This is a genomic window from Streptomyces sp. NPDC057486 (assembly GCF_042802415.1).
In the GTDB taxonomy this organism is placed as follows: domain Bacteria; phylum Actinomycetota; class Actinomycetes; order Streptomycetales; family Streptomycetaceae; genus Streptomyces; species Streptomyces yanii.
Genome location: NZ_JBHVEE010000124.1, coordinates 1 through 23,280, shown reverse-complemented (window position 1 = coordinate 23,280; position 23,280 = coordinate 1). Strand labels below are relative to the sequence as shown.

19 protein-coding genes are annotated in these 23,280 nt (G+C 68.9%); 6 read left to right on the top strand and 13 right to left on the bottom strand.

What is annotated here, in order from left to right; translation table 11 throughout:
- Window positions 1–125 precede the first annotated feature (125 nt).
- The gene (locus ACFU6I_RS37680; protein WP_384375614.1) at window positions 126–1,034 is read left to right on the top strand and encodes an ABC transporter ATP-binding protein; all 909 of its coding nucleotides are present in this window, start codon (window positions 126–128) and stop codon (window positions 1,032–1,034) included.
- Window positions 1,031–1,891 (top strand): ABC transporter permease subunit, encoded by an 861-nt coding sequence (locus tag ACFU6I_RS37675; protein ID WP_384375611.1) that lies wholly within the window; start codon window positions 1,031–1,033, stop codon window positions 1,889–1,891. Before ACFU6I_RS37680 ends, ACFU6I_RS37675 begins: the two co-directional genes overlap by 4 nt.
- Window positions 1,892–1,951: 60 nt before the next feature.
- Here the strand turns inward: ACFU6I_RS37675 and ACFU6I_RS37670 are convergent, their stop codons facing one another.
- From ACFU6I_RS37670 to ACFU6I_RS37655, 4 genes are all read right to left on the bottom strand, one after another.
- Window positions 1,952–2,680 (bottom strand): WYL domain-containing protein, encoded by a 729-nt coding sequence (locus ACFU6I_RS37670; protein WP_384375608.1) that lies wholly within the window; start codon window positions 2,678–2,680, stop codon window positions 1,952–1,954.
- 1,386 nt (window positions 2,681–4,066) lie between these two features.
- Entirely contained in the window at window positions 4,067–4,612 is a 546-nt protein-coding gene (locus tag ACFU6I_RS37665; RefSeq protein ID WP_384375605.1) for an IS5 family transposase, read from the bottom strand.
- Between the two features lie 169 nt (window positions 4,613–4,781).
- Window positions 4,782–5,228, bottom strand: a complete 447-nt coding sequence (locus ACFU6I_RS37660) for a DUF6174 domain-containing protein (protein ID WP_384052702.1) — start codon at window positions 5,226–5,228, stop codon at window positions 4,782–4,784.
- A gap of 141 nt (window positions 5,229–5,369) precedes the next feature.
- Window positions 5,370–5,825 carry a hypothetical protein gene (locus tag ACFU6I_RS37655; protein WP_384375602.1) on the bottom strand — a complete coding sequence of 152 codons (456 nt, stop codon included), beginning with the start codon at window positions 5,823–5,825 and terminating at the stop codon, window positions 5,370–5,372.
- An 89-nt stretch (window positions 5,826–5,914) separates the two neighbouring features.
- Between ACFU6I_RS37655 and ACFU6I_RS37650 the strand changes: the two genes are divergently transcribed.
- Window positions 5,915–6,391 (top strand): helicase associated domain-containing protein, encoded by a 477-nt coding sequence (locus ACFU6I_RS37650; protein ID WP_384375598.1) that lies wholly within the window; start codon window positions 5,915–5,917, stop codon window positions 6,389–6,391.
- Between the two features lie 187 nt (window positions 6,392–6,578).
- Here ACFU6I_RS37650 and ACFU6I_RS37645 read toward each other — a convergent pair whose 3' ends face one another.
- From ACFU6I_RS37645 to ACFU6I_RS37605, 9 genes are all read right to left on the bottom strand, one after another.
- Window positions 6,579–7,124 (bottom strand): SMI1/KNR4 family protein, encoded by a 546-nt coding sequence (locus ACFU6I_RS37645; RefSeq protein WP_384375595.1) that lies wholly within the window; start codon window positions 7,122–7,124, stop codon window positions 6,579–6,581.
- Between the two features lie 306 nt (window positions 7,125–7,430).
- Window positions 7,431–8,423, bottom strand: a complete 993-nt coding sequence (locus ACFU6I_RS37640; protein WP_384375592.1) for a GNAT family N-acetyltransferase — start codon at window positions 8,421–8,423, stop codon at window positions 7,431–7,433.
- Between the two features lie 502 nt (window positions 8,424–8,925).
- Window positions 8,926–9,579 carry a transposase gene (locus tag ACFU6I_RS37635; protein ID WP_384375589.1) on the bottom strand — a complete coding sequence of 218 codons (654 nt, stop codon included), beginning with the start codon at window positions 9,577–9,579 and terminating at the stop codon, window positions 8,926–8,928.
- A gap of 141 nt (window positions 9,580–9,720) precedes the next feature.
- Window positions 9,721–11,331, bottom strand: a complete 1,611-nt coding sequence (locus ACFU6I_RS37630; RefSeq protein ID WP_384375586.1) for a type VII secretion system-associated protein — start codon at window positions 11,329–11,331, stop codon at window positions 9,721–9,723.
- Window positions 11,328–12,260, bottom strand: a complete 933-nt coding sequence (locus tag ACFU6I_RS37625; RefSeq protein WP_384375583.1) for a hypothetical protein — start codon at window positions 12,258–12,260, stop codon at window positions 11,328–11,330. The genes ACFU6I_RS37630 and ACFU6I_RS37625 overlap by 4 nt, the downstream gene beginning before the upstream one ends.
- Window positions 12,254–12,703, bottom strand: a complete 450-nt coding sequence (locus tag ACFU6I_RS37620; protein ID WP_384375580.1) for a hypothetical protein — start codon at window positions 12,701–12,703, stop codon at window positions 12,254–12,256. Before ACFU6I_RS37620 ends, ACFU6I_RS37625 begins: the two co-directional genes overlap by 7 nt.
- Before the next feature lie 3 nt (window positions 12,704–12,706).
- Window positions 12,707–15,835, bottom strand: a complete 3,129-nt coding sequence (locus ACFU6I_RS37615; RefSeq protein WP_384375576.1) for a CHAT domain-containing protein — start codon at window positions 15,833–15,835, stop codon at window positions 12,707–12,709.
- Window positions 15,836–16,006: 171 nt separating this feature from the next.
- Complete coding sequence (locus ACFU6I_RS37610) at window positions 16,007–18,418, bottom strand: trypsin-like peptidase domain-containing protein (protein ID WP_384375573.1); 2,412 nt, start codon at window positions 18,416–18,418, stop codon at window positions 16,007–16,009.
- A 369-nt stretch (window positions 18,419–18,787) separates the two neighbouring features.
- Complete coding sequence (locus ACFU6I_RS37605) at window positions 18,788–20,050, bottom strand: MFS transporter (RefSeq protein WP_384375642.1); 1,263 nt, start codon at window positions 20,048–20,050, stop codon at window positions 18,788–18,790.
- Between the two features lie 46 nt (window positions 20,051–20,096).
- On the opposite strand from ACFU6I_RS37605, the gene ACFU6I_RS37600 reads away from it, so the two are divergent.
- From ACFU6I_RS37600 to ACFU6I_RS37590, 3 genes are all read left to right on the top strand, one after another.
- Window positions 20,097–20,495 (top strand): MerR family transcriptional regulator, encoded by a 399-nt coding sequence (locus ACFU6I_RS37600; RefSeq protein WP_384375570.1) that lies wholly within the window; start codon window positions 20,097–20,099, stop codon window positions 20,493–20,495.
- 334 nt (window positions 20,496–20,829) lie between these two features.
- The gene (locus ACFU6I_RS37595; protein ID WP_384375567.1) at window positions 20,830–21,369 is read left to right on the top strand and encodes a GNAT family N-acetyltransferase; all 540 of its coding nucleotides are present in this window, start codon (window positions 20,830–20,832) and stop codon (window positions 21,367–21,369) included.
- A 310-nt stretch (window positions 21,370–21,679) separates the two neighbouring features.
- Complete coding sequence (locus ACFU6I_RS37590; RefSeq protein ID WP_384375639.1) at window positions 21,680–23,110, top strand: alpha/beta hydrolase; 1,431 nt, start codon at window positions 21,680–21,682, stop codon at window positions 23,108–23,110.
- Window positions 23,111–23,280: the final 170 nt, after the last annotated feature.

Genomic DNA, 23,280 nt, shown 5'->3' with positions numbered 1-23,280 from the left:
CGTAAGTGCGTACCCGCAACGGGGCATCGGCCTGCGGTCGTACAACCAGGGTCGACACCCGCGCCCGGCGATTGTCAGCCCCGGTTCGACGACGAGCGGGGGCGCCGAACGGCACCGTGAGCACCGTGATCGAAGTCAGCGAACTCACGAAGCGATACGGCGGCACGACAGCCGTCAAAGACCTGACCTTCACCGTGCGCCCCGGTCAAGTGACCGGATTCCTCGGGCCGAACGGCTCAGGCAAGAGCACCACACTCCGGGTGATCCTCGGCCTGCACCAGCCCACCAGTGGCACGGTCACCATCGAGGGTCGGCCCTTCCGTGACCGGCCGCGCGGCCTGCGTCATGTCGGCTCCCTCCTCGACGCGCACGACGTGCACGGCGGGCGCAGTGCGGCGGCGCATCTGTCGGCGCTGGCGCGCAGCAACCGCATCCCGCGGCGCCGGGTGGACGAGGTGCTGCGAGAGGTCGGTCTCGCCGAGGTCGGCCGGCGCCGCATCGGCGGATTCTCGCTCGGCATGAAACAGCGACTCGGCATCGCGTCCGCCCTGCTCGGCGACCCACCGGTGCTGCTCTTCGACGAGCCGCTCAACGGCCTGGACCCAGAAGGGGTGAAGTGGGTGCGTGAGCTGTTCAGGCGGCTCGCCGCCGAGGGCCGCACCGTGTTCGTCTCCAGCCATCTGATGTCGGAGATGGAGCACACCGCTGATCAGCTGATCGTGATCGGCCGGGGCGAGCTGCTCGCGGCGGAGAGCCTCGCGGAGTTCTCGGCCCGCGGCACCCAACAGAGCGTCACCGTGACCACGCCCGCCGCGACCGCCCTGAGGGATCTGCTGACCGCCGAGGGCGCGGCCGTGCATGTGGAGGGTGAGCAGCTCACCGCGACCGGCCTGACCGCGGTGCGGATCGGCGAAATCGCCCGACGGCACGATCTCCCGCTGCACGAGCTCAGTACCCGGTCCGCCTCGCTGGAGGAGGCCTTCATGGAGCTCACCGCCGACCATGTCCAGTTCCCCGGAGGAGATCCCCGATGACCGCGACCACCGCCACGACAACAGGCATGTCCAGCGGCGAACGCCCCGCCTGCGAACCCCACGCCCGCTTCCGCGACCTGGTCGCCGCCGAGTGGCTCAACCACGGGTTGCTGCGCTCGACCTGGATCGCCTACGGGGCCACCGCACTGGCCGTCATCGGCTTCAACGCGGGCACCGCCTACGACACGTACAGCCACTCGATACTGCGGGAGTCGAAGGACCGCGCCGCATTTGTCAGGGACGGGATCCCGTTGGAGGAGGCGTTCACTGTGAACGCGGCCCTGCTCATGGCCGTCGCCCTCGGCGCCATCGGCGCCCTGGTGATCGTCGGGGAGTACAGCACGGGCACCATCCGGACGACATTTGCGGCCGTTCCGGCCCGCCGCTCGGTGATGGCGGCCAAGGCGGTCGTCGTCACGGTGGTCACGACCGTCTTCGGCATGGTCGTCGCAGGGATCTCGTTCGCTGTGACGCAGGCCATCCTCGATCGCCGGGACGCGGGCGTCTCCATCGGCGACCCGGGAGCCTTCCGCGTCGTTATGGCCTCCGCCCTCCTCGCGCCGGTGTGCACGCTCGCCGGCCTCGCGCTCGGCGCCGTCATCCGGCACACCGCCTCCACCATGATTACCTCGGTGATGGTCATCCTCGTGCTGCCGCTGTTCCTGACCGACGGCCGCCACTGGTCGGCGGTCGCCGGGCACACCCTGCCCTTCCGTGCGTGGCTCCGGCTCGTCGATGTCAACTACTCCCCGATCGCCTTCCCGTGGAGCACGGGCGGAGCCTGGACCGTCTACGCGGTGTGGGCGTGCGCCGCATGTGCAGTCGCCGTCACCAGCGTCCACCTGCGAGACCAGTGAGTGGTCGAAGATCACAAAGTGCTGATTAGCCTGGGCTGTCGCCTCCACCCGCGGGCAGATTCAGGCGCTTCTGCAGCGTCGGCTCTTGGGGGTGAGGTATGGATTGGCTACTACCAGGCGGCAGCTCCCATCGCGCCCACCGCACTGCCGGTAGCTGCTGCCCCCGTGGATGGTCACCTCGACCGGCCAGCGGTAGGGCCCCTGGGCGAGGGTCGAGGTCAGGTGGGCGACCAGGTCGAAGCCGTCGGGGGTGGTGAAGGTCTGTGTGCGGGAGTGGACGGAGGCGATGCGGTCGATGCGGAAGGTTCGCAGGTCGTCGCGGAGATGGTCGTGGCCGACGAGATACCAGCGGCCGGTGTGGAACACCACGCCGTAGGGGTCGTTGTCGCGCTCGGTCTGGTCCTGCCGCCAGGACTGGTACTTGATGCCAACGGTCGTCTGGCGCGCGAGGCTTGCGCCAGGGCAAGTAGGACGCCGCTCCCGGGTGCCTGTGCGCTCACAGCGTTGGCGGTGAAGGAGAGGGTCTCCCGCATGGCGGCGAGCGGTTCCCGCAGGGCGTGCGGAAGCACCCGTTCGATCTTGGCCCGGGCGCCCGCGCCGGCCAGCACGGTCGTACCCATCCCGAGCCGTTCGGCCGCGAGGAGTCCGAGGACGACGGCGAGGGCCTCGTCGTTGGCGAGCACCAGGGGCGGCATCCGGTAGCCGCGGGCCGGTCGGTAGCCGCCATAGCGGCCGCGCTCGGCCTCCACGGGGATGCCCATGCCGAGTTCGTGGGCTTGCCCACCACACCCCGGGGCTTGCCCACCGGCCCCGGAGCGGGGAAGAGGAAGCACTCTTCCTGTGGAAGCCTGGCCAGGGGCTGACCCAGGGGCGGTGACCTGCCCGGACACCCGCCGCCCGGACAGACCGCCCGCAACCCGTTGGGCACCCCGTTACGCAACCAGGACGGCAACCCGTCAGAACCACCGTTACGCAAATGAGGTTCCCCCAAGATGCGGAGTCTGGGTTTGCCTGCGATCTCTCGATTTCGTGTCAGTACGCGACCTGCGCCTATACAGCCCGGTGACAGTACCGACACCCCCGGTCTCTCATCTCATGACAGTGGCAGCACGTCCGGCGAGCTCGACGTATGACTCACTGACCAGTACGTCCGGGCCATGCCCCGATCATCGCAGCTGTATTCACAAACTCTGCCATAGCGCCGATACTGACAGTAACGGATCGGCAAGGGGCCACAGGACGGTTCCGCCCAGACAAACGGGAGACTCATGATCTTCACTGTTTCCATGGCGGTTGTGCTCGCGGCCGCGGTCGGGGTGTGCTTGGTCGTACTGCGGCGCAGAGGCGGCGCGGGGGAAAGCGGGGCACTGCAGCGCGGGGCAGCGAACCAGGGACTCGCGCAAGGGCTGGGCATAACCCCCAGGGCATGACTACCACCCCATACGCGACAACCTCTAGCGCATCGACTGACAGTCGAGGGGACAAACGGGGGCCAACGGCGACGGCCTTCCTCGTACTCTCTGGGACGACCACGGACAGAACCTTGCGCGTCAGCTCTGGTCAAATGGCAGACACGCAAGGCCACTTGAGTTCGCGATCGCGCTCGGGACAAGGAAGGCGCACGCCATAGCCGTGCTCGATTCGTGCCCGACAGGTCGGTAAACCACGGTCAACAGCGGGTATCACGGTGCGCCGGAGGACTCGCGCAGGCATCCGTTCGCGCTGCTCAGGCTTGGTCGGATCACATGCTCGGCCGAAGGCCGCCCTCGTGTAAGGCGGTTGCCAGTCCGAGTGATCAAGTACGAGGAGCCGTTCGACCTCCGAGGTTAAAGATCAAGTTAAGAGCTCGTAACACGATCTTGAATGTTGGGCGGGCGTCCGGCTTTTGCCGTGCGCCGTGGTCTTGGGTGCGGGCGTCTTTCACCGCTGTTGCCGAGTCAGTGACGATGGACGAGCCGACAGACGCAGCTCACCGCTGGGCACGAAGTCGAGTACGACGGCATCGAGCGTGCTGTCGACCGCTGGGAAGTCTTCTGTCGATGAATGCCAGGACCTTGGTTACGGGCGCGATCAACTCGACTTCCACGCCGAAGCGTCCGCGGTGTCCCGTCACTCGGCAGCGGACTATCTGGAACGGACGGAGCCCACTGTGGGGCCATCGCAGAGGGCTGTCAGTCACAACTGGCCAGCGTAGGACCGCACAGCTGACCGCGCACGCTGCCGGCTGAGCCTTCTCCAGCAGATGAGACCGCAGGCGAGGGAGACGAGGGCGTCGTGCAGGTCGAGCCGTCGTTCCCACCGGACCGCGAGGCGCTTGAACTGGTGCAGCAGGGCGAAGGTCTGCTCGACGACGTAGCGGAGCTTGCCCGGACCCTTAATGTTCGGGGCGCCCTTGCGAGAGATCACCGGCATGATCCGGCGATTGCGCAATGCACGACGGACCGCCTGGGAGTCGTACGCCTTGTCGCCCAGCACGGCGTCGGGCCGTCGGCGGGGGTGGCCTGGACGTCCGGCCACCAACGGGATGCCGTCGACAAGGGCAAGGGTCTGCGTGATGTCGTTGACGTTCGCCGCGGTGGTGATGACCTTGAACGGGGTGCCCTTCCCGTCGCAGATCGGGTGGTGTTTGCTACCCGTCTTACGCCGGTCGACCGGCGACGGGCCGGCCGCGGCTCCCCCTTTTTCGCGCGAACGTGGGAGCCGTCCGGGGGCTTCTGACATCAACGGGTGACATCAACGTCGTTCGCGGTAGTCATGCCCGATGCGCCACCGGAGCTTGGCGAGCCGGACCAACGTGGTCTGCGGGAAGGTCGGACAGGAACCGAATCAATCGCGATGCCGCCGTCCGGCCGAAGGGCGGCACGCGGTAGAGGGCAGTTTGCCGCGCCAGTCAGGGAAGTTCGCGGTATTCGGTGATGAGGTAGTCGGCCTCGTCATCGATGGCATTCTCCAGCCAGTCGATGTGAATCTCAGCGGGGTGTCCATCTGCGGCAAATACCGTCTCCGCGACTTCAGCCTGGCCTGCACGGGCCTTCTGGACATCAGTGAGGAGACCGCCAAGCGTCGGGACATCCTGCGGATTCCCCTCGACCGTGCGCCGGGCCGACTCGTCGAGGCCGATCGCTTTGACGACCTTCCCGTTTTCCACGGTGATCCGGTACTCCCCAAGGCCGCCCCGCTCTCCGGACTCGGAGAGAAGCCGGAAGGAATACCGATTCGGTTCGGACCACCGGGCTGCCTTTGCTTGGACGCCGCCTCCGGCGGTGGCCGGTGTGGACCCTGCGTCGCAGCCGACCACGGCGAGGGCAAGCGCAGCGCATGCGACGAGCAGGTACATGCTGGATTTCGTCACGGTTAGGCCTTTCAGCAGCTCAAATTGCCCCTTCGACGGCATCGCGATTGATTCGGTTCCCCTAAGACTTGTCCCGTAACGATCATGCAGGACGGCGTCGCGGCTGGTTCTCGACCGGCTGCGGAGTCAGTCGAGGCCGGTTGCCCATGCGGTCAGCGTGGCGAAGTCGTCGATGGCAAGGCCGCGTCGTGGGTCGATCCGGTGCAGAAGGGCGGGACCGTCGTGGTGTTCCTTCACCCAGGTACGATCCGCCTCTGTGATCTCGTCGTCGACCCAGGCGAACGCACGGCCCTTCGCCCAGGTGACGATCTCAGGCGTCTTCCAGAACACACCAGCCCCGGGCTCGGGCCGCGGAGAGGGCCAGGCAATGAAGGGCAGCTCGGGTAATCCCAGGACTGGCGCGACGAAGGCGTTGGCTTCTTCCTCCCACGTTGTCGCCCACACCAGGTCGAAGGGAAGCGCCTCCAGCGCCGGGCCGTGATCCGGGTTGAGCCACACCCGCAGCGGCTTCACGGGCTTGTTCGGCAGCCCCCACTCAGTCAGCCGGCGCCGCTCGGCGGCCTCCCAGCGAGGCGTCACCAAGCGGTGCGTCTGATAGCCCTCGGGCCGACGGTGCGGCTTCGCGGCGTGCCAAGCAGCTCGCCGCGATCGATCCGGACTGGAACCCCAGTGTGCTGGGGTGGACCGTCGACTGGCAACGCCACCACGTCGGTCTGGCTGCCCTCCTGGAAGCCGGCGGGAAGTTCGAGGAGATTCTGCCAGGCGTCACCTACCGCGGTGACGACATCGGACGCTGGACGGTACGGCAGGCGCGGGACTGGGCACGGCTGAACCCCGAGCAGCAACGACGCCTCGGCGAACTCGGGGTGAAACCAGTCGTACGGGCCCAGAAGACATCCGCACGGACCAGTGTGAAGACGGGGGTAGGCGAGGGCTCCGACGCGTTCACACGGGGCGTAGCCGCCCTACAGCGCTACATCGCACGGGAGGGGAAGACCGTGGTCGGACGACAGCACGTCGAGCAGCTCCCCGACGGCACTTCAGTCCGACTGGGCGTCTGGCTAAGCAACCAGAAGAGCCGGCGGGACCGGCTGAGCGAGCAGCAACTCGCCGCCCTCGCCGACCTCGGACTGGAATGGGCAGCATGAGTTCCGGTGAGGACGCACATGAGGCGCAGTTGGCGACGCCTGGCGTGGCTCGGTACACGAAAACGGACAGCAATTGTTCAGCGCTATGGGAGGCACCTGGGCGCCCAACCTGAATCGAACAGTTCACGAGTTTTGACAGTGCCGGTGCAGCGGGGGCCATCATCGCTCCGAGTCTCGGGCGCCGCGCTCAGTCCCACCAGCCGTCGCCGGAATGCCAGCGCTGCACCCATTGCTCGAAGCCCCAGGCGTCGTCCCCGGGCACCGGGCCGGCGCCTACGTCGGACACCATCCAGACCTCGCCCCGGCGGGGTCCTGTGGTCACCAGCACCCAAAACGACTGCCCGTCCTCCGATCCGAGCACGATCGAACCCTGGGTGTACACGGCATCGATGCGCGGATCCTCCTCAGGATCGACGCTCTCGTCGTCCTCCCACGGCCAGCTCGCCTCCAGGGGGAACGGTTCCCCAGGCTGCCGCAGGCCGAGGTCGGGCCAACTGGCGGGCAGCCAGCCGAGCGGCTGGAGGCCGCCGTCTTCTGCTGGGCCGAGGCTGCACCCGTTGCTGATCTCCGCAACAAAGGTCCGGTATGGCTCGGGAAGGGTCACCTTGTTCTCGGACTCCCAGGCTGCGACGGCTTCATGCCCGAGGGCAGGCTCGCGCCACTCCGGCGCGAACGCGGAGCCCAAGAAGTCGAGAGTGGCCTCGTCCGGGCGCTGATCAGGTGTGGTCGTCACGGCAGGATGCTCGCAGAAGCGACTGACACTCCGATCTCCGGGCCCCGCCTGTTGGCCGTTGCGGGGTCTGTCTGTGATCGAGTGCTAAGGGCTGTCCCGTAGGAACGGAACAGAGAACCGGCGCTGCTGTCAAAACTTCTGACAGCGGTTGACCTTGGTCAGCCGGTAGCCCCGAGAGCGTTGACACGGTTCTCGTACTCGCGGCGAGCCTTGCGCTGTGCCGGGATCGCCGAGGTGCCGTCGAGGGGCTGGCAGTGCGTGGGGAGCTGCCGGTGGATGGCGGGTGCGGCGGTGACGCGGAAGGCATCAGTCGAGGCGGCGCTGGACGCCGGCCTCGGAGTCGACGCGGCGGAAGCCGAAGCGGCGGTTGACGGCCAGCATGGCGGTGTTGGTGCCGGTGACCCCGGTGTGGACGCGGGCGCTGCCGGGGAACGCCTCCACCAGCCGGGCCAGGTTGGCGGCCTTGAGTGCCGCGCCGAGGCCGTGCCCCCGGTGCGCGCGCAGCACCAGGGTGTCGTCCTGCAGCACCTGCCCGTCCTGGTCGGCCATCACGAGGATCAGCGTGTAGCCCGCGTACTCGTCACCTGGCCCCCTGGCCATGGTCACGACGGGGGTGAATCCCTGCTTCACGTGTCGGCCCTCCGCCGCACGGACCCGGGCCGCGTCCCACACCGGGGGCTCCACGTCGAGAGTGCCGGTCGGCACGTCGCGGCCCATCGCGGTCCGCTGGGCGGCGTAGGCGTCCAGGTGCTCCTGCGGGCAGGGGCCGACCCAGCCGGTCAAGGAGTAGCCGTCCCGGATCGGCGCAGTGCCGACCGCCGGCAGCGGCAGCACGTAGTGGTCCTCGCCGTGCTCGACGCTGAAGCCGTGCCGCTCGGCGAAGCGCAACCCCGGCGCGCCGTCGGGGCCGGCTCCGTCGGGGACCGGGACCTCGCCGAGCAGGGTGGTGCGGCCCTCGGCCCGCGCGGCGTCCACGGCGTGCTTGAACAGCAGGGCGCCGACGCCGCGGCGTCGATGACCTGGCGGGACGTCGATCTCGACCTCGGCGACGTGCCGGTTCTCCGCCAGCGGGAACTCCAGCAGCAGGGCCCCGACGACGGCCCCGCCCTCGTAGGCGGCGACCGCCCGGACCCTGCGCGGCGCGGCCTCGCTCCGGTCGCGCAGCCGGGGAGCCAGGCTGCCGAAGGAGTCGACGAGGGGATCGGTGCGCCCGGCCACGGCCCCCTCCCGGAAGCACGCGTACCAGGCGCGCAGCGCTGCCTCGTCGTGCGGATCGACGGCGTGGACGGTCGTGGTCACGAGGGCTCCCCAGGATCAACGGCAATGGAACTGCCGCCACGTATCCGACGCCGCATCGCCTGCCAGCAACGGGTTTTGTCGCGCCCCTCGGCCCATCACGGGATCACCTGGCGAGCGGCGTGTCATCACTCACCCGCACTCCCTGACGGCCCAGGTAACACGCCGTCAAAACTTCTGACAGCAAGGCCGGTTCTCTGCTCCGTTTCTACCGAACCCCCCAGTGCTGCCCGTTCTCATGAACATCGAACACCAACCATTAGCGGCGGCTCCCGAAGTGGTGAACATTCGCTGTCCGTTCTCGGGTTCTGGCTCACTTTCCGTGAAGCGGTAACTGATCGTCACCTAGCAGATGTCTTCGAGGCGGCCCAGGTACCGACCACTCCTCCCAGGGCCGGACCGGCCCATATCACGATGGCGACGGGGACGGAGAACGAGAGGTCCCAGATGATGAGGGCGGTAATCAGCACACCCAGCCACAGCATTTGCAGCGTCGCAGCAGCAGTCATCTTGCGCCGTGTACTCCACTCGCGCATTGCCGACGTCGGTCGCATACGTTCCCCTCCGTATCCGTCTGCGCTCCGACACGCATCCTGGCACTCGCGCGACATCCACGACCAGAATCCGGATGCTCGTGAGTCATGTGGAGCTGGCGGCCGATGGACCGGCGGCTGTGGCCGGCTTCCAGCAGTGCGTGGACGGTGGCATGCCTGGCTCGGACGCGGTTGGCGAACCGGTCGCTCTTCCAGGGCGAGCCCGACGTTCCTTCGAGGGGCATGGGCTCGTCGCCCTCGTCTCCTGCCGGTTCAGGGACGAGGACGCGCAGGCACTGGCGGTGGCGGGCGACGGTCCGCTCGGCGGCTTCGCCGAGGTTGTGCCACAGATGCCAGCGGTCGGCGACCCGGGTCGCCTGGGGTGCCCCGGCTGTGGCGTCTTCCGCGAAGAACGGAGCACGGTCCCGGCAGATCACCTCGATCCGCGGCCGCTTCGCCAGCCACGCGGCCAGGCTGGATGCGCCCTTTCCCGGATAGCTGCCCAGCACGAGGAGATCGAACGGCTGCGGAAACAGGCTGCAGGCCTGGGCAATGTCCGACGCCTTCCTGCTGCCCGCAGTGGTACGGCGCCGTATGGGTCGTGCAGCTGAGGTCGGCGGGACCATTTCGCATGCACGCGGGGCGGGGCACCCAACACCTCCCTGCTCCCGTGGTGATGGAGCGGCCCGATGCGGCCGATGCATGGGAGACCGGCCCCTACTGGTGGGCTCGTTCGTCCAGGATGGCCAGCCTGAACTGGTCTTCCTTCAGCGGCGCAGCCCCTCGGTAAACAGGAGGATCTGTGCTCTGTCACCAGGGTTGAGCAGGATGTCCACGCCTGCTGGCGCGATCTCCGGCAGAGTCCTCCCCAGTACGCGCTCCCAGCGAGCGGGTGGCAGGCGCCGTGTGTGGAGGGCCGCGGTGACGACCGGCAGACACGGCGTCCCGTTCGGGGCGGATATCAGGAGCGGTTGGCCTTGTTCGTCGCAGGCGACCTCGAGGACGGTGTGGCGCAGCAGCGCGAGGAGCCGGTCGACGGAGCCCTGGCCCTTGACGAGGAGGCGCAGTAGCGCGTGCGTCGGATCGGTCGGCTTTGCCGCGCTGTCGGGCACGTAGTGAGGATTGGGTTCGAACGGCCCGCAGTGCCCGTCCTCGTCGAGCGGCCACCCGCCGACCATCAGGTCCGTGGGCAGGTCCCGGTTTCCGGATGGTTCCCGGAGTGCGAGGTCTTGCTCCGGCAGTAGGTACCACTGTCCCTGCCGGATTGCGTCCGGTAGGGGCGGGCCGCTCCCGTCGGACGAGGTCGTGGGGTTCTGTTGCTGTGCGGCTCCGGGCTCGGTCTCGGTGAGCCCGGCCCACATCGTGTCCTCGTCGTTCCGGGCTTCCTCCTCATCGAGGTCCATGAACTGCAGAACGGCCTCCGGCACGCGAGCCCTGGCGGCCAGGCGCAGCCAGCGCAGGCCCTCCTCGGTGTCGCCGTCCTCACCGTGAAGCTGGCCCAGGAGATACGCGGCCTGCGCTGACGGCGAGGAGCCGGAAGGCCCGGGTACCCGCATCATGAAGTCATCGCCCCCAGTCGGCAGCGGGCTGCCCTCTTGCCCCATGCCGTTACCGGGATTCCCCTGTCTGTCGAGCTTCTCGGCGGCGCGGGTGAGCCATCGCCGGGCCTGTTCGCGGTCACCGGTCGAGGCCAGCAGCCGCCCCAGCCGCAGTTCGCTGTCGGTGTCGCCCGAGCGTGCCGCCATGGTGAGCCAGTGCCGCGCGGCTGGCAGGTCCTGCGCGGGTGTCTCTTCCGCCAGGAAGGAGCCCAGCAGCGCGGCTGCCGACAGTTCGCCGTTCTCGGCCGACGTGCGCAGTCGGTCGTGTGCCTCGTGATGGCGCCCGGTGTCGTGCAGGAAGGTGGCGAGATTCAGGACAGAGGTGCGGTCCCCGGTCTCCGCAGCTCTCGCGTAGAGGCGTTCGGCGCCCTGGGCGTCCCCGCGCTGCAGGAGAAGGGCGGCCACGTTGGCGGCCGCGAGGGGGCTGCCCAGCTCGGCGCCTCTGCGCAGAACGGCCTCGGCCTCGTCCCTCCGGTTCGACATGAGCAGTGCGGCGCCCAGGTTGGTGACGGTCTCAGCGGAGGGTGTTTCGTCGCTGGCCAGGCGCAGGGCTTCGCGTAGTACCCGCGCGGCCTCCTCCGGGTGTCCCTGCCGCAGCAGCTTCTCGCCCACGGAGCTCAGGGTGCGCGGGTTCGGGGACTGAGCCAGTTGGCGCAGCAGGATGTCCGCCTGGGTATGGTCGCCGAGCTCGCGCAGCACGCCCTCGTGGATCAAGGCGAATTCCTCCGGCGTACGGGCCCCCTGCTGGTCCCTCCGGGACGGTGACGTCTCCTCGGTCATCGGTGTCCCTCCGGGGCGTCGGGCGGTGGGGTGAAGACGGGAACCGGCGCGTCCGAGCCTCGCCACAGATAGGCGGTGAGGAGCTTGCCCGACTCACGCTCGTGCGCCGGGTCCGTCGGCAGAGGCCATCGCAGTGCCGTGTACAGGGCGGTGCGATGCAGGTCGTACGACGCCTCCAGGAGGTCCGCGAGTGCGGCGCACGGGCCGCGCAAAGCCCCGCGGTACACCGCCGCCGCGGCCACGGCGGCGGCGGGCGCCGCCCATCCGGTCCATGGTGTCCAGACGACGAAGGCGGCGGACCAGATCAGCGCGGAGACCGCGGAGTCCAGCGCGGCGCGGGCCCGGGAGATCTGGTCACGGGCCTCGGCGGGCAGCACCAGCCACAGGTGTGGCCAGCATTTCACCGCATCCAGGCCGTACTTCTGGTAGGGCCGCAGTTCCGCCGCGCGCAGGGTGTTGCCGACCCAGGTGGGCAGTTGCCGTTCGGGGGCACCGGGGATGCGCCGCAGGGCGGCATCGGTCCGTACAAAGGCGTCGTACGTGTCCGGGGCGACGGGCTCCGCCGCGTCGTCCAGGGCGGCGCGCAGTCGCTCCCAGCGTTCCCGTAGTCGGTGCCGGCGGACTTCCTGACGTGTTGTCGCGTAGCGCCGCAGTTGGCCGGGCCAGCCGTATCCCTCCAAGAAGGTCAGGACGGCGGGGGTCAGTCGGCGGACGGCGACCCCTGACAGCACGAAGGCGAGCAGTGCCGCGGCCACGATGAGGGTCTGAGTGCCTGGTGTGAGTGCGCGCAGGCGGTCGATGGGGGAACGGCCGGTGCCCCAGGCCACGGCGGCGAAGCCGCCCACCCAGAAGACCAGCGACTGGGTGCCGACCACCAGCCATTCGTTGGCCAGGCGGCCCGCTACCACGTCCAGGAAGCGGTTCAGCACGACGGGGGGTCCTCCCGTACCAGGGCGTGGCCGTGGGTCGGGCAGCGCGGCGGGGGCTCGTCGAGGAAAGCCCTGTACCAGGCGAAGTCGTGCTCGGGGCAGGAGTACCGGGTGGCCTGGACCGCCTCGCCGGAGCCGGGCAGTGGCTGGTAGTCCCCCCGCTCGGTGTACCGGGGCGGGTTCCCGGCCTCCAGGAAGTGGGCCGCCCAGGTGCGGAGTTCCGGTTCGCTCTGCAGCACCACCAGGATCCGCTCGACGGTGCCGGCGTCGCCGGGGCGGGCCAGGGCCTGTGCCAGACGTGTGTCCAGTTCCCGTCTGCGCTCGGCGGCGAGCGGGCCGATGAGCCGGGGAAGCTCCGCGCGAACGGCCCGGGCGCATTCGAGGACTCTCTCGTCGGTCTCGATACGTTCGACGGACTCGTCGGACTTGTCGGCGGACGTCATCTCTCACACTCCCGCGTAGCAGTACGCCGCCCAGTGGACGGGGTGTTGATAAGGGCGGGTCGTCTCCCAGAAGCGTCGCGCCGCCGGTGAGGTGGGTGGCATGCCGCCCAGTTCGCTGTTGGTGACGTCGCGGAGCCACAGCTGGGCCTTGCGCAGTGCCTCGGCGGGGTGCGGGCAGGAACCGGAGCGCCACAGCTGGTAGAAGCGGTCGATCAGCAGGCTGCTGCTCTCGTCGGGTGCCCGCCACACGCTGCTCACGACGCCGCCCACGCCGGTGCGCAGCAGGGCCTGCACCAGCGGGCCCGTCGGGCGGGGCCCCAGGAAGAAGATTCCTCCCTGGCCGAGGGAGCACGCGGAGAGCACCAGCAGACGGGTGCCCGACAGGGGTTGCTCCAGCAGCTCGGCCATGCTGAGGGTCTCGTTGTCGGCCAGAACCAGCCCGCTGACGAGGGGGCGGAGCGCGTCGGTGTGGCCGTGTGTGGCCAGATGGACGATGCCGGCTCCCGGGAGGGCGGCGAGGACCGCGTCGCGGCGCGCGTCGGTGCCCGTCAGCAGTGTGGAGCGGGCGAAGTGGAGTACTGCTCCTTCGGCCTCGCGGCGGGCCCCGGGCAGCGGCTGTCCACGCATGGGCTCGGGATCGGCGACCGCGAGGATGCTGCTCGGTTCTTCGAGGTGTGGTTCGCCCGCCCTTGGCCGTCTGGTGCCGCTCGCGACGGTGACCAGTACCTCGTCCAGGACATGGCGTCGTCCCTCCGGCAGCGTCGGGTCCGGCCACCACGCGGCATGCAGGGGCAACGATCCGAGACGCGTGCCGTGCGGAATCAGACAGAGCCAGGAGGTGGGCCACTTCTCCAGCACGGGTTTCACCAGATGCTCGCCCGCCCAGCCTGCGAGTACGTCCATGGTCTGCCGGTACCAGGCGGGGTCCGGGGTGACGCCCTGGGTCAGCCCCGAGAGGCCCGCCTGGCCGACCACGTCCTCGCCGGAGGCGGGAAGCCACAGGGCCTCGGTCCGGCCTGATGCGTCCGTGCCGAGAGCGAGGACGTTCACCCCACCCGAGACACACAGGTGGACGACGACACATCCCTCGGGAGGCGGCCGCAGATCCGGACCTTCTCCGGGCCCCAAGGCACGTACGGATCCGACTGCTTCCAAACTGCGCAGCGCCGTTCCCAGGTCGTCGGCGTGGACTGCGCTGAGGGCGGCCTGGACCGCGATGACCTCAGCGTCATAGATCCGCGAGAGACGCTCCTCCAGACTGCCGCCGGAATCCTCCAGGTGGGTCAAGGCCCGCCGAAGAGCGATCTGCGCCGCCACCGACGCCTCCTCCCGCGCGCCCGCTCCGGCCGCGCTGCGGGACCAGTCGGCGGCGGCCTCCGCGGACTCCTCGGTGTCGTCCGGAGCGGCCCACTCACGGATCAGACGCAGCCCTTCCGCCGAGCGCCTGTCCCGGATGAGGAGCAGAGAGCCGAGCTGCCGGGTGCTGTCCTGGTGGTGACGTCCGCCGCTCGGCAGCATGTCACGCGCGCGACGGGCCAGTTCGATCGCCTCCTCCAGATCGATCGGACTGCCGCTGCTGTCGTATCGTGCACGCCAGCAGCCGGCGATCTTCGCCAGCAGCACCGCACGTCGAGTACCGTCCTCCGGCTGCGCCGCGGCCGCCCGCTCGAGGACGTCCATCGCACGCCCGAGCGCCAGCGAGTGGGGCTGGTGCCGCAGTTGCATCAGCAGCGCGGATGCCAGGACTCGTGCGTGGTCCGCGGCCATGACGGGCCCCAGGTCGTCCCCGTCCCCCAGCCGGCCCAGCAGAGTGAGCGCACGTGCGACCAGTTCCTTCTCGAAGATGCCCCGGGCGCTGTTCAGCAGGCTCTGGGCGGCGGTCAGCACCTCCGTCGGGTCGGCCTGGGGGTCCGGGTCGTCAAAGTCGTCGGGATGGACCAGGTCCAGGACGGGGCTGTCGCCCGCGGACGCGAGACGGCATGTCGTCAGATGTGCTGCAGCGTGGCGGTGGTCGGGCGAGTCCGGTGGGGAAAGTTCGGTGATGCGCCGAAAGCAGACGGCTGCCTGTCGCAGATCGGCCAGGGAACCGGTCTCCTCAGCGAACCGATGCTGCAGCAGGATTCCGATCGTGTGGAGGGAAGGCACCTGACCAAGGCTGTCCTCGGTGAGCCTCGCGAGCGCCGCCTCGGCGTGTGCAAGCGCCGCCTGTGCCGCGCGCTGGTCCGTCCTGCCGCTGCCTTCCCACCATTGCACCAACGACCGCGTCACAAGTTCCGGGAGATCGGAACCTGCGTCGGCGGCCACCTTGTGGTGGACGCTCTCGTGCAGGAGCGGCAACATGCGTTCGACGTGTGCGTCGGGGAGATTCTCGTTCTTGCTCAGGCACACCAGTGCGGTCAGCGCCCAGTCAAAGGCATACAGGCGGTGATTGTCCGATTCCGGATCACAGCGGGCGAGGGCGTCCGCCGCCAGATGCAGAGCCTTCCGGGCGTATCCCTCGCCCTCACCAGGGTGATCGGCCACGGCCAGGAAGTGGGCGGAGGCGGTCTTCAGGTAACCCGCGGCATCCTCCCGATCTTGCTGCACCGCGATCCGCGCCATCTCCTCGGCGGTCTCCGCGAGGGCAAGGCGGTCCCCCTCGTCCTCGCGTCTACGTAGCCGCTCCTCGTACGTGCAGAAGAGAGCAATCGTGGCGTCGAAGTTCATGGCACCACCTCGGGTGGCAGCGCGTTCCTTCAATTCCCGCAGCAGAGCGAGGGCTTCGGTGAGCTCGCCAAGGTCGTGCTTCGGCAGCAGGCCTTGCCGGAGACGCAGGACCGACGCCAGGTTCGCCGCCGTCGATTCCTCGTCGGACAGCCGGAACACCTCGTTCAGGTGGCGCATCGCCTGGTGTACCGCGTGCACGGCGCCGGTGCGCGCGCCCCGCGCGTACCAGACCCCGGCCAGGTCTCCCAGAGCTGCAGCACGGTAACGGTCACGCTCGGTCTCCGGAAGATCCGCAGGAACGGAGCGAAGGGCGTACGTGAAGGCCTTCTGCGCGGCATCGGCCTGCTCAGAACTCCCCTCGCGCTCGTACGCCTCCAAGGCCCGCACGCCACAATCGAAGTGCTGCGCGTATTCGGCACCGGTCATGCTCCCCCGTTCGGTTCCTCATGAGTCGTCAGCGGGTCCGACCGGTGGCGACGTACCGGGCCGACGCCGACACCAGGTCACGCCCAGCACGACGCTACCTGCGACGCGCGGGTCCACGAGGCTGGTTCCCGGACAACGTCCGCCCAGGATGCCGGGCACCTTCAAGGTGCATCAGGTGACCCCACCGGACGGTGGAGGCTGGCTAGTGTCAGGTTCGGCAAGTGACGTGAGCGCTGGCGAATCGCCGTTGGCGGGGGGGTCGTGCGGTGGGAGCCCTGCGCGGGCTCTGGTGACATCGGCTTCCGCACGCATCATCTCTGCCCTTGCCCGGATGAGATCCGCCTCGGCCTGCCCCCGGGCCTGCACGTACTTGGCGTAAGCGGTCAGAGTGACACCGATCAAAGTGCCAGTGGCAGTGCCCAGGGCCACGATCGCCGTCACCACCGCGGGCGTATCGGAGGGTCCCAGCCGTGCGTGCAGCTGGAAGCTTTCGAGCACCTCACGCACACTGATCGACGCGGCAGCCACCAGGACGGCGATCCACAAACCGACAACTGCCAGAACCTGCCAGTGCCGCCGGCCTGCCCTGTCCCTGCCCTGCCTCATCGACATCTCCACCCTTCCCCTCGCCGCGGATGCCGCCTGCACTGCCCTGCCGCCGCGCCACCAAAAGCGGCGGCGGCTGAGCAGGATGTAGCTGCGCTCGTCGGCTGAGATGTCCTCGGGGCACTCGGCCAGCCGGCGCAAGGCCTCAGCCAGGTCGGATCCGCTCAGCAAGCGAGCGCCCTCCCGGTGGTCTCGCCAGCAGATCAGGTCATCCTGAAGCTGCAACTGCCAGACGCGGAAGTCCCGGTAGTCGACAAGCCATTGCCTCAGGCGTGGCCACTGGTGGATCAGAGCCTCGTGCGGCAGGTAGACGATCTCCCTTCCGTCGGCACCGCGGAAGAGATCGACGAGCCGGCGGTCGGCCAGCTCCCATGCCAGCTCGCGGAGTTCGGGGGCGAGGTCGGCTCCGCGGGTTGGCCTCAGGGAAAAGGTGTCACCGTCGCCAAACCGGACGAGCTGCGCGAACAGCCTTGGGGCACAATCCCGTTGGCTCTGCGTCAGTCCTTCCAGGGTGCCATCCGCGTACGCGACGAGCGCGCCCGCAACACCGCCCATGTCGGCGTAGGCGGAGTGGGTGAGCGTCGAGTGGGTGCGGCGCATCCACAGCTCAGTCAGCGCGAACTGGACCAGCGGCATCGGCCTTTCGCTCGCATCCGCGATGATCCGATCCGGCAGCCCCGGCTCGAACCACAGTCCCGGCACCGCGTCGACGGGCCCGGTCACCGCCCGCATCAGGTCACGGCCGCCCAGCGGCGCGAGGAAACAGACGGCCTCGCTGACCAGATCGGAGGTGCTGGCGGTGACCAGCACATCGAGGAAGTCGGGCCGTGCGGTGGCGACAACCCGCAGTGCGGCCGCGCCGTCCGTGCCTGCCAGAGCGGCGAGCATTCCGAACAGGTCACGCGCGACCCAGGGGTCGTACCCCTCCAGTTGGTCGATGAAGACGACGTGTCCGGCGCTCCCTCCGCAGGCAAGGACCCTGGCCCGCAGTTCGGCTGCCAGATCGTGGCCGATCTCCAAGGGGAGCCCTGCCAGCCTTTCGGCGACGGCAAGCCATTCGACCTCGCCGAGCTCCGGCTTCAGGATCTCCGTCAACGCCCGTCCGAGCACGGCGGCCGCCGGCACCCTGGGCAAAGGCGGCCGCAGTTCGGACACGCTCATGCCCTCGGCCCGCAGCCGCGGCAGCACCCCAGCCCGTACGAGGGAGGACTTTCCACACCCCGAGGGCCCCGCCACCACGGTCACCGACCGGCTGTGCACGGCGGCGTGCACGCGCGCGGTGTCGCTGTCGCGGCCGTGGAAGAACTTCGCGTCCTCCTCCTCGAACGCCGAGAGCCCCTTGAAAGGGCAGCGCGGCCTCAGGATCTTTTCATCGGCCACCAGCGCGTCCGACGGCAACAGATACACGGTGCTCTCACCCAGGTTCGCGGCCACCATCATCCCGACGACGCCGTCCTGCGCGCCGTCCCAGACCGGCGCCCCGCTGAACCCCTCCAGGATGCGCGGCCCCGGTTCCTGTGTCTCCCAGCCCAAGCCCTGCTCGCGCAGGGTGCCCCAGGCCCAGACGCCGTGGTCGGCCCCGGCCGGGTAGCCGAACGCCTTGAATGCGTTCCCCCGCACGGCGGTCCTGTCGACGAGCGGCACTGGCCGCGTGTCCAAGGGGCGCGTGTCCAGCCGCAGCAGCGCGACATCTGCCCCGCCGAACCGCCAGGACACCACGGTCGCCCCTACCCCGGGGCGGCCGCCCAACAGGGGAAAGCCGAGGTCCACCTGCTGGCCCAGGGCCTGCTCGGCCGTAGCCGGCACCTCGAGCGCCCGGGCGACGACATGGGCGCAGGTGCACACCACATCGTCGGCGACGAGAAACCCGGCGCCGACCGCCTCACCCGTGGCCGAGCAGACCCGCACCTGCGACGCCTCCACGATGCTCACCCACCCAGAGTCCATGGCCCCCGTCCCTAACACGTCGGTCAGCACACGACACGTCAGCATCCTCCTACACAGCGGCATCGCAAACTAACCGTGCGCAGAGCTCAGTTGAGCCTGCGCACATCGCCCTGTCCGTACACGGCACCGAACCGCCCGTCTTGGGTTCCAGTTCAGACATGAGCCGCAAAGCAAGCGGTCAGGACTTCGCGGCTGCGGCTGTTCGATCACGCTCTGGAACGGCTCGACACCGTCCCGAGGAAACCGACGACCCCCTTACCGATGGATCACCGACCGCATCGCGCTCCACAAGTTCACCCGGTGCTACCCGCGCTCCTTCGGAGCACTCCATCCGGAAGAAACCACTCGCCCCACCCGGAACAGACCCGCATGGGACTTCCGCCTCATCCCTCTCCCGCCCTACTGAATGAGCGACCTCCGCGCTCGACTCCTCCCCCAGGTCCGCACCGCCATGGCAACCACGGCAAGGGTGATGGTCGCCATTCCTGAAGCAGCCAGAACCTGCCGGGGCCCCATGGCGGCGCTGAGAGGGCCGCCGAGCGCGGTGCCCACCGGGGAGGCAGTGAGAAGGGCGGCGCCTCGGACGGCCAGGACCATGGTCAGCCAGGCGGCAGGGGTGCGCTCCTGGAACAAGGTGAAGGACAGCGCCGTGAAGGGTCCGTAGATCATGCCGCCGAGGCCAAAGCACACGAGAGAGATACCAGCAGCCGCGCCCAGGCCGAAGGGCACAAGCATCAGGCCCCAACCAGCGACAATGCCCAAAGTGACCGGCCAAAGCGGAAACTTGCTCAAAGCGCCGGCCGTCAAGCCGCCGACAACGGCACCTACCCCGAAGAGAGTCCAGTACAGCCCAAGAAGGCTCGCCCCCGAGTGAAGGTCGTCGGTGACATGCAGCGGGAGCGCGACCTCCACCGGCCCATAGAGGAAGTTGAAGAACCACGTCAGCGCGAGAACCCCGAGAAGCTCCGGCTGACGGCGCAACAAGCGCAGACCGGCGGCCGACTGGCCGGTGTCGACTGGCGCAGCCGTCGACACCGCCTTGGCCACACCGCCCAGCCGACCTACCCGGATGGCAAGGATGGCGAAAGACATGGCGTCGAGGCCGATGATCCAGGCTGGACTGACGACCACCGCCAGGAATCCGGCGAGTGCAGGACCGACGATGACAGACGCCGATGCGCTCGAACTGACCAGCGCATTCGCGGCCAGACGCTGATCCGGCGGAAGCATCTGGGAAATCAGGGAGTACTTCCCCGCACCACCCCAGGCATGCAGCACCGACGACCCGGCGAGAAGGACAATATAAAGAACCGGGTGCAGCACTCCCGCTGCCCAGGTCAACGGCACACAGCCCAGAAGCAAGGCCCGGAGCCAACTGTCTGCGGCCAGCAACCGCCGAGGCGTCAGCCGCCGCAGCCAACGCCCGAAGACCAGCGCTCCAGCGGCCCCGGGAAGGGCATAAGCGGCAACCGCAGCACCGACGACCAGCCCCGACTGACCGGGAGGCGCGATCAGAACGGCCAACCACGCCACGGCGACCACACTCATCCCATCACCGAGGTCGGAGGCCGCCAGAGCAGGCAAGAGCCGTCGGAACTCGACATGAGCGAACAGCGGCCGATACCCCGGCGGCAACAAGCGGGTTGTCGATGAAAGAGGCACCGAGTCAGACTTGTGGTTCAAGCACGCTTGAAGTCAAGGGGGATCAGTGCGAGAGCTGGGCATCGGTGACCTTGCGCGGCAGGTCAAGATGCGGCCCTCGGCGTTGCGCTACTACGAGAGCATCGGCCTGCTGCCGGCCGCCCGGCGAGTCACTGGCCGACGCGTCTATCCCACCAGCACCCTGCGACGGATCGCCCTGATCAAAATGGCGCAACGGGCGGGATTCACCCTGGCCGAGATCCGCCAACTGCTCGACACCGACGTCGGCCGAGGCTCTACCAAGCAGTGGCGCACTCTCGCGGAGCGCAAGATCCCCGAACTGGACCAGTTCATCCAGGAGACGCAAGCCCTGCGAAACGCCGTCGCCGACTGCCTCGCCTGCGGGTGCATGAACTTCGACAGCTGCCAACTACTCACCTCCGGCACACCTGAGGACGACGCCTGAGACCGGCTCTGGTCCCAAGCCGTCGGCGGCGGTCACGTGCTGAACGTCTCCCCACTGCAGCCGAGCCATCCGCAGGCTCCAGGAGGAGGGGTCCTGGCCACACAGGCGAGATTTTCCACGCGCGCCAAGAGCGGCCATTCGAAGTGAGACAAAGCGGAATACCTCGTCTCACCACACCTGTCCACCTCCAGGTCAGCACATGGTCACGGGCCACATTCCCGGAGACGGGACAATCGCGGCTGATTCCACAGCCAGTGCCCGAGAGTCCGGGCTGATGGGTTGATCGGTCCGGGAGTCTTGATCGCTTCCTAAGCCTGCTGATTGGCTGGCCGGTATGACTGAGCTCGGCCCCGTCGCCTGGCCACCTGCCCCGATCAGGACCGAGAGGCTCGTGCTCCGTGAGCCCGAGGCCCGGGACCGTGCGGCGTTCATCGAGCTGCTCGCCTCGCCAGAGGTGCACACCTACCTCGGCGGCCCCCGGCCGCGCGACGAGCTTGAGCGCGAGATGTCCGGGGCACCCGAGCGGCGGCCCGGGAGCTTCGTCGTTGATCTCGACGGGTCGATGATCGGCCAGATCCTGCTCAGGAGAGCAACGGGGCACCGTCGCCCGGCTGCCGCGGGGAAGGCCGATCTCGGCTACCTGTTCCTGCCGCGAGCGTGGGGATTCGGGTACGCCGCCGAGGCGTGCGCGGCGGCACTCGGCTGGCTCGCCGGCGCGCTTCCCGGCGAGCCGGTGGTGCTCACCACCCAGACCGCCAACGTCGGCTCGATGCGCCTCGCGGCAAAGCTGGGGTTCACTGAGGTAGAGCGGTTCCAGGCCTGGGGCGCCGAGCAGTGGCTCGGCATGTGCTCCCCGGTCACGCCGTCCGATTGAGCTCGTGCCCGACAGTGCGGATCCGGAGGTCGGCGTCGTGGCTGACGGGCCGACCGAGACTTCGACGGCCCTCCCCTGACCCGACTCTGACCGTTTTTCGCCCTGCGCCCGGTCGCCCCTGAGCCGTCCCCGATCCGACCCGGAAAAGCCCCTGACAGGGGCACCACATGGTCGACCGTGCACCTAACGTGACGACGGTGCCCCGGCCGGGTCCGCACGCCTGACACAACCGCTCTCTTCACGAGGAGGATCCATGCCGTTAGTAAGGGGCAGATCCGCACTGCGGCGCATCGCCGCGCGGGGCACGGCCATGGTCGTGGGAGCCGCCATGGCCGTCATCACCGGCCTCGCCGCCGCTCCCGCGGTCCACGCGTCGCCGTCTGCCACCGGGGCCCTGCTCTGGGCACCGTGTGACGACCCGGCGAACCCGGGAGCCGAGTGCGCCACTCTTTCGGTGCCGGTCGACTGGGCCCACCCGAACGGGCAAAGACTCGACCTGGCTGTGGCCCGCCGCAAGGCCATCGACCCCGGCGCACGCGTCGGCTCGATGGTGTTCGGCCCCGGCGGGCCGGGCGACTCGGGTGTGGAGATGGTGGTGGGCCGTATCAGCCGGTTCAGCCCCGAGGTCCGCCGCAGGTTCGACATCGTCAGCTTCGACCCACGCGGCGTGGGCAGCAGCAACCCGGTGACCTGCTCCGGCGACCTGCTTGCCGAGCGGCCGTCACCGGAGCTGAAGAGCCAGGCGGACTTCGACGCCACCATGGCGTACAACAGTCGGCTCCGTGCCGACTGCCGGGCCCGTACCGGCCCAGTGTTCGACCATCTTGACACCGCCCAGACGGTCCGGGACTTGGACGCCCTCCGGGCCGCCCTCGGCCAGCGGAAACTGACCTTCCACGGCAGCTCGTACGGCACGCTGCTCGGCGCGCAGTACGCCGAGACCTACCCGCGCCGCGTGCGCGCGATGGTGCTGGAGAGCGTCATGGACCACAGCGTCCCGACCACCCGTGACTTCCTGCAGTCCGAGGCGACCACAGCAGAGGATTCATTCCAGGAGTTCGTGAAGTGGTGCGACGGTGCCGCGGACTGCGCGCTGCACGCCCGCGACGTCCGCGCCGTATGGCAGGGCCTGCTGGCCCAGGCCGGGCGCGGCGAGCTGGAGGACCCGGCGAAGCCGGGCACCGCGCTGTCTTCTTCGGACCTGGTCAACAAGATCGCGTTCCGGAAGTTCTACCAGGCCGACTACGCGGGCCTGGCCACGGCGATCGCGGGAATGGACGCGAGCAAGCCGCTGCCCGCGTCGCCCACCTCGATAGCGCCGCTGCCTTCGGCCACCCCGGTCTTCTGCTCGGACTGGCACCTGCCGGTGCACGACTACCAGGAGTACGCCTCGCTCGTCGCCATGATGAAGATGACAGCGCCTGACATGCCCTACCTGCTGCCGATCCACATGGCAGCGGCGTGTCTGGGCGCACCGACCGCCAACCCGCAGCACCGCCTGGACGCACACGGTGCCCCGCCGATCCTGGTGTCCAACGCGTTGCACGACCCCGCCACCGGCTACCCGTGGGCGGTTTCGGTGGCCCGGCAGCTCGGCCGCAGCGGCGTGCTCCTCACCTACGAGGGCCACGGCCACGGCAGCGTCACCAGCGGCCCGTGTATGGAGGACGCCGTGGACAGCTATCTCACCGACCTGGCAGTCCCACCACGGGGCACCAGCTGCCCCGCCGTGCCGTTCTGACAGCTTGCCGATCCGGATCCGCCTTCCGTACGGACCCGGATCGGCCGGATTGATCACGACATCACACAGGCCCTAAGCCTTGATCCACCGATTGACGGGCGGTCTGTGGATAGCGAGACGAAGAGAGGTGCCTGCTGACCTGCGATGATGGGAGTTCTGACGCTTCCAGC